The 6,124-nt window shown below is 36.8% G+C and carries 4 protein-coding genes; 3 read left to right on the top strand and 1 reads right to left on the bottom strand.

Annotated elements, in window-relative coordinates; genetic code table 11:
- Positions 1–238 precede the first annotated feature (238 nt).
- Positions 239–1,384, top strand: a complete 1,146-nt coding sequence (locus F6K22_RS28080) for an nSTAND1 domain-containing NTPase (protein ID WP_293105692.1) — start codon at positions 239–241, stop codon at positions 1,382–1,384.
- On the opposite strand, the gene F6K22_RS28075 is transcribed toward F6K22_RS28080, so the two are convergent.
- Positions 1,362–1,544 (bottom strand): hypothetical protein, encoded by a 183-nt coding sequence (locus F6K22_RS28075; protein ID WP_293105691.1) that lies wholly within the window; start codon positions 1,542–1,544, stop codon positions 1,362–1,364. The two genes, F6K22_RS28080 and F6K22_RS28075, sit on opposite strands and share 23 nt — an antisense overlap.
- Between F6K22_RS28075 and F6K22_RS28070 the strand changes: the two genes are divergently transcribed.
- Both F6K22_RS28070 and F6K22_RS28065 read left to right on the top strand, forming a co-directional pair.
- Positions 1,477–4,710, top strand: a complete 3,234-nt coding sequence (locus F6K22_RS28070) for an nSTAND1 domain-containing NTPase (RefSeq protein ID WP_363274605.1) — start codon at positions 1,477–1,479, stop codon at positions 4,708–4,710. The two genes, F6K22_RS28075 and F6K22_RS28070, sit on opposite strands and share 68 nt — an antisense overlap.
- A gap of 886 nt (positions 4,711–5,596) precedes the next feature.
- Positions 5,597–6,124: tetratricopeptide repeat protein (locus F6K22_RS28065; protein WP_293105689.1), on the top strand; the 528-nt coding region annotated here is incomplete at its 3' end.

Here is a 6,124-nt window from a genome sequence, read left to right as displayed (position 1 = left end):
ATAAGATACATTTTTTTCTTCTTCTGTGTTCCCTGTTCCCAGTTAAGTGTTCCCTAAAAGTATCCAATATCTCATAACTCAAATCATATTGCTGTAGAACTATTAGACCTAATCAGGTACAAAGTTTTAGGACTCTAGGGAATAGAGAACAGTGATGAAAATTAGTCCACACTATATTAACTTGCAATATGGTGTAGAATAAATTTGCCAGTTGTCAAATACAAAGGGGCTACCCTGCATGAACCGAGAAGCATTAGTAGTGGGTATCAATCACTATCCTTCACTCAGAGATGGCTCTGGCCACCCCCAATACCTAATTAAACCAGCAGCAGATGCAGAAGCGATCGCTCAACTATTAGAGACTTCTGGAAATTTTCATGTACAGCGCTTTCCAGAAGTTAAAATAGAGGGTTATGGGCAAGTAGATCCTCATCCCAAGACTAAAAACAGTTCAATAAATCCTTTAAAAGAAGCTATTTCTAAATTATTTAATCCCCAAAATAATATCCCTGAAACGGCTTTATTATTTTTTGTAGGAAATAGTGTATTAGATGAAGAAGGGGGAGTACAAGAAGGATTTTTAGCTACTAGTGATACTAACCCTGAAAAAGGAAAATGGGGCATTTCCCTACATTGGTTAAGTCAACTATTACAAAAATCTCCGGTTAAACAACAAATAGTATGGTTAGATTGTTACCATCAAGAAAAACAGATTAACTTCTTACAAACAGCTCTGGGTAATCTAGAATCAACCGATAATGATAGGTGTTTTATTTTTGTTTCTCAAACAGCAGAAGTAACTACAACACAAATAAATTCAGAACATAGTTTTTTGACAAATTGTTTATTAGAAGCATTAGAACCAGAAAATAATCCCAATGGTTGGGTAACAAATTATAGTTTAATAGACTATCTCAATAAAAAGCTAAATCTTTCAATTCAGACCCCAGTATTTCATAATTCTGGGAACGAAATTATTTTTACAGGGGAAAAAGAAAATACAGAAAATACCGATTTAACAGCCGGAGTTTGTCCTTATAAAGGATTAGCTGCATTTGAGTTTAACGATAAAGATTACAAATATTTTTATGGTAGAAAAACTTTAGTAAATTTACTTTTAGAAAAGGTTCGCTCTCGGAATTTCTTAGCAGTAGTAGGAGCAAGTGGAATTGGTAAATCAAGTGTTGTTAAAGCCGGATTATTATATCAACTTAAATTGGGGCAAAGATTGTCAGGCAGTAATACTTGGCCGATATTAATTATTAGACCAGGAGAACATCCTTTAAAAAATTTAGCCGCAGTATTTGTAGATTATCAACTACAGACTTTACTAACACCTGCAACAGAATATCACCAACTTCTCAACAGCAAGAACAAGAAATAAAGCGATCGCCAAATTCATCAATTCCCCATCCACCTCCACCACCTACACAAAAAACAAAACGAACCGGTAGAAAATCATCTGCAACACCACCGCTGACAACCAAAAATTCTGTTAGTGACAACCTAGAGGAAGGGATAGAAAATACTAACATTGAGCGCATAATTCATTCCCCTATAGAAATTGAAGAACTAATTAATCAAGGTGCTAGTGGGTTTAGACAAGTGCTGCAAAATACTCAAGCATCTCGAATAATTATGGTAATAGATCAGTTTGAGGAAGTTTTTACCCTGTGTTCAGACAAAATAGAAAGAGAGCAATTTTTTGAATGTTTGATGGGAGGAATAGATAGAAGTTACCAAGCTAACTCTAACGCTACTGGGTTGCTATTAATTATCACTATGGGAGCAGAATTTTTAGGTAAATGTTTTGAACAAGAATATTCCGGGTTAGCTAGGCAAATTCAATCCCATTTAGTCACAGTAACGCCCATGACTACACTGGAATTGGAACAAGCGATCGCCGAACCAGCAAAACAAGTAGGTATAGAAATACAGCCAGAATTAGTCGAACAAATGATTATTGATACAGAAAATTACGGTAGTTTACCACTCTTACAATATACTCTAACAGAACTATGGCAACAGCGCCGAGCAGATCAGTTTAGTCTGACTCAATATATTAATTTAGGTGGAGTCAAAGGTTGTCTAGAAAAACAAGCTTATGCAATTTATCACTCCTTTAATGCTAGAGAGCGTCAGGTAGCAAAGCAGATATTTCTCAAACTTGTGCAAATTAATGAAGATACAGTAGCAAGTTGTAAACAAGTCTTGAAAACAGATTTAATTACTCCTCAACAATCATTAGCAGTTGTCAGTAAGGTACTGAAAAAATTAGTAAAAGCCAGATTAATATTAACTACTAAATTCACAAATTATCAAAATAGTAATCAAACAGTAACAATAGTAGAATTAGCTCATAATACAATTATTAATAATTGGTCTCAGTTAAATTTTTGGGTAGAGTCAAATAGGGAAGCAATTAAACAAAAACCAGGTATGGAAGCGGATGCTCAACGGTGGCTGAAAAAAGATAAATCAGATAAATACTTGCTAAGTGGGCGCAAGTTAAGTTTAGCTGAAAATTTATTAGATAGCGATACTGAGAGTGCTTTTGTGTCTGTAGTAGCGAAAGAATTTCTAGAAAAAAGTATTAACCGCAAACGTTTTCAGACCAAATTTCGCATCAGGAGTATAGTAGGATTAATCATAGTCTTAGGGTGTTTAAGTGGGTTTTCCTTAATTAATTGGCGAGTGGCGGAAAAAGATAAATTAAATGCCCAACTTAATGCGTTGAGTTTGTCAGCAGAAAATCAGTTTACTGCTAACCAACGTTTTGATGCTTTACTTACCGCTATTAAAGCTGGCAAACAATTACATGATGCTTCTGAAGTAGCAGCAGATGTGAGAATGGGAGTTTTGATATCTCTGCAAAAAACTGTTTATGGTGTGAGTAAACGCAGAACCATAGTAGAACATACACAACCTGTTAATAGCATCAGTTTGAGCAAAGATGGAGAAATTATTGCTTCTGCTAGTGATGATAGTACAATCAAACTATGGACTAGCTATGGTGAAGAAATTGCCACCTTGAGCGGACATCAGGGGGCAGTTTACAGTGTAAGTATGAGTAATAATGGTAAAGTATTAGCTTCTGGTAGTCAAGATGGTACCGTAAAACTCTGGAGTCGGGATGGTAAAATCTTAAACACAATGAAAGCACATCAGGGAGCAGTTAATAGTGTCACTTTTAGTGGGGATGGCAAGACTATTGCTTCTGGTAGCGTAGATGGCACCATCAAATTGTGGAATCTTCAGGGAAAGCAACTTACTGCTATTAAAGCTAATCAGGATAAAATTTATAGCGTTAGTTATGGAAAAGTATTAGCATCTGCGGGTGAAGACAAAACCATTAAGTTATGGAATGCTAAAGGAAAACAATTAGCTACTCTCAAAGGTCACAAAGAAAAAGTTTTGAGCGTTAGTGTGAGTCCTGATGGTAAAACTATTGCCACTGCTAGTTGGGATAATACCGTTAAAGTCTGGGGTATGGATGGCAAAGAAATAGGTACTTTGAGGGGGCATAAAAGTCCAGTTGTTAGCGTTAACTTTAGTGTCGATGGCAAGACTATTGCTTCGGGAAGTTCTGATGGAGAGATTAAACTTTGGGCTCGTTACGGTCGAGAAATAGCAACTCTCAAAGGTCATGGTACTTGGGTTAGTAGTCTCAGTTTTAGTAATGATGGGTTGACCCTCGCTTCTGCTAGTGCAGACAATACTATTAAACTTTGGAGTTTGCAAGAACAAAAAATGCCTGCTCTTAGAGGACATACCAGTTATATTACAGCTATTAGTTTGAGCAAAGATGCTATCGCCACTGGGGGTTATGATAATACCGTGAAAATTTGGAGTCGGGAAGGGGAGGAGTTGGCAACTCTCAAAGGACATCAGCGCGGTATTTATAGTTTGAGTTTTAGTCCTGATGGTGAAACTGTAGCTTCTGCTAGTGCTGATGGAACTGGTATTGTTTGGAATTTGGCTGGTTTAGGAAATGCGACTCTGACCGGACATCAGGATCAGATTTATAGTATTAGTTATAGTCCTGATGGTAAGATGTTGGCGACTGCGAGCTTGGATAAGACAATTAAATTGTGGAATACTCGCGGTCAACAACTGCTGACTATTCCCGGGGGTATTGATGACCTCAGAACTGTAACTTTTCGTCCTGATGGAAAAGCGATCGCTGCTGCTGGTTTTGGTGGTAATAGTCAGGTTGTGCTAAAAATATGGAACCTCAAGGGTGAGGAACTAGGAAAGGTTGAAGGGTTGTGTAGTGTTATGAGGAAGATTAGTTTTAGTGCAAATGGGAAGATTATTGCTGCAACTTGTTCTGATAATACAGTGAAATTAATAACTCCTAAAGGTCAAGTGGTGGGAATTCTCAGAGGTCACCAGGGAGCGGTGAATAGTCTGAGTTTTACTCCTGACGGCAAAATAATTGCGACTGGTAGCGATGACGGTACGGTGAAAATTTGGAATCTTGATGGGAAAGAGTTGGTGAGTTTAGATGGTATTCGGGAAGGGGTGATGGATGTTAGCTTTAGTCCTGATGGTAAAATGCTGGGTGCTGTTGGTAGGGATAAGGTGGGGATGTTGTGGAATTTTGATTTAGAGAATTTGTTGGGGCGGGGTTGTGATGTTGTTCACGATTATTTGCAGAGTAGTTCTGATGTCAAAGACAGCGATCGGCGTCTTTGTGAAGGGTTCTAAAATCAGGACTCAGGATCATCACAAAGATTTAGGTGAAAGATTTGGTATAATAGACATAGGCGTGAAAAAGATATAGATTTTTGGCGGCTAGTAGGGAATACTTAACACTTAACAGGGAATATATTTTCACGAAAAAGATACGAAAAATGATTTCGCAGAATTAATTTTACAACTCTAGCTTGTCTTAAATAAAGAGCAAGTTTATTTTCTGGAGAGGTCTAATTAGGTCACTCGGACATTTTTTTTATACCTAATTCATATGAATTCTAGCTTCTGACTTGCGTCTAGCTCTATAAAGAGGAAATTAGAGCGGATATTCCATAACATAATTTTTTATATTTCATACAAAAAGCAAGATTAAAATCCGGAAATAAGTAGGAAAATGTGTAGCAAACATAAGGAAATACTCGAATTAACTAAAAAGGAAGTACTGGGGGGCAGCAGGAACTTCTGTTATTATTAGAGTTGTTGGGAATTAAGCTAAAAAAGTACCTAAAAACTTTATTAGTTAAAGGGTAGAGTCTTTTGGAAGCTTAAATAGCTCAAAGGTTTAATATAATAGACATCTCCAAAAATGAAAAATAAAATCTATTCTTATCCATAAATTATCAATTACTCCCCCTTCCAGTTAAGTTTTACCTCTTTTCTGGAGATGTCTAATAAGTTTTTGAGCAGTTTTACTTTCTATTTGCTAACAACAATATTATAGTGATGCTCAAAACCTGAGATAAAATAGTGCTAAGGCTCAAAACTTGGACGAAAGTCCCAATTAATTAACTGCTAGAGAGTGTAAATTTTAATACACACTAGCAATGTTGAATTATCCTTACGGGAAAAATTTTAACACTCAAACCAAACAAATTTAAAATTAATTGACGGCAAGTAAATGTTAAAGCAAAATATAACAAAAGTTTCTATACTAATAGGCGCTTCTATTGGCGCTCTGTTACTAGGAGTTTTTCTACCACAACTCACCAGCACTAACACTAACAAAATTTCCCAAAACGCCATCCAAAAACTCAACCCAGAGTTAGATGTAACAACTTTTGTGTCACTACCACCAGATCAACGCCGGAGTAAATTGGAGACTGCGATAAAAACCGGAAAATCTGTCAATACCAGTCGCGCTCGTTATATTCTAGCTAATGATTTAATTCAACAGGGAGAGGCGGAGTTGGCCATCGCCCAACTTAAAGATTTAGAACAAGAATATACAGCTCTAGCACCATATATTCTGGTTAAACGGGCACAAGTTTACGAACAAATAGGAGAGACAGACAAAGCACAAAAAGCTTGGGAAGAAGTATTAAAAACCTATCCAGAAGAACATGTGGTGGCAGAAGCTTTGTATGTGCTAGGAAAACAAAAGCCGGAATACTGGGATGAGGCGATCGCTAAATTTCCTGGTTATCCA

This window comes from Okeania sp. SIO2F4 (assembly GCF_010672385.1).
In the GTDB taxonomy this organism is placed as follows: domain Bacteria; phylum Cyanobacteriota; class Cyanobacteriia; order Cyanobacteriales; family Microcoleaceae; genus Trichodesmium.
Note: the sequence above shows the minus strand (reverse complement) of the source record. Positions and strands in the feature narration are given on the sequence as shown.

What these genes read in the sequence shown, in the direction of transcription:
- F6K22_RS28080 (WP_293105692.1), top strand. Translation starts at nt 239, where the DNA reads ATGAACCGAGAAGCATTAGTAGTGGGTATCAATCACTATCCTTCACTC.
- F6K22_RS28075 (WP_293105691.1), bottom strand. Translation starts at nt 1,544, where the DNA reads ATGCGCTCAATGTTAGTATTTTCTATCCCTTCCTCTAGGTTGTCACTA.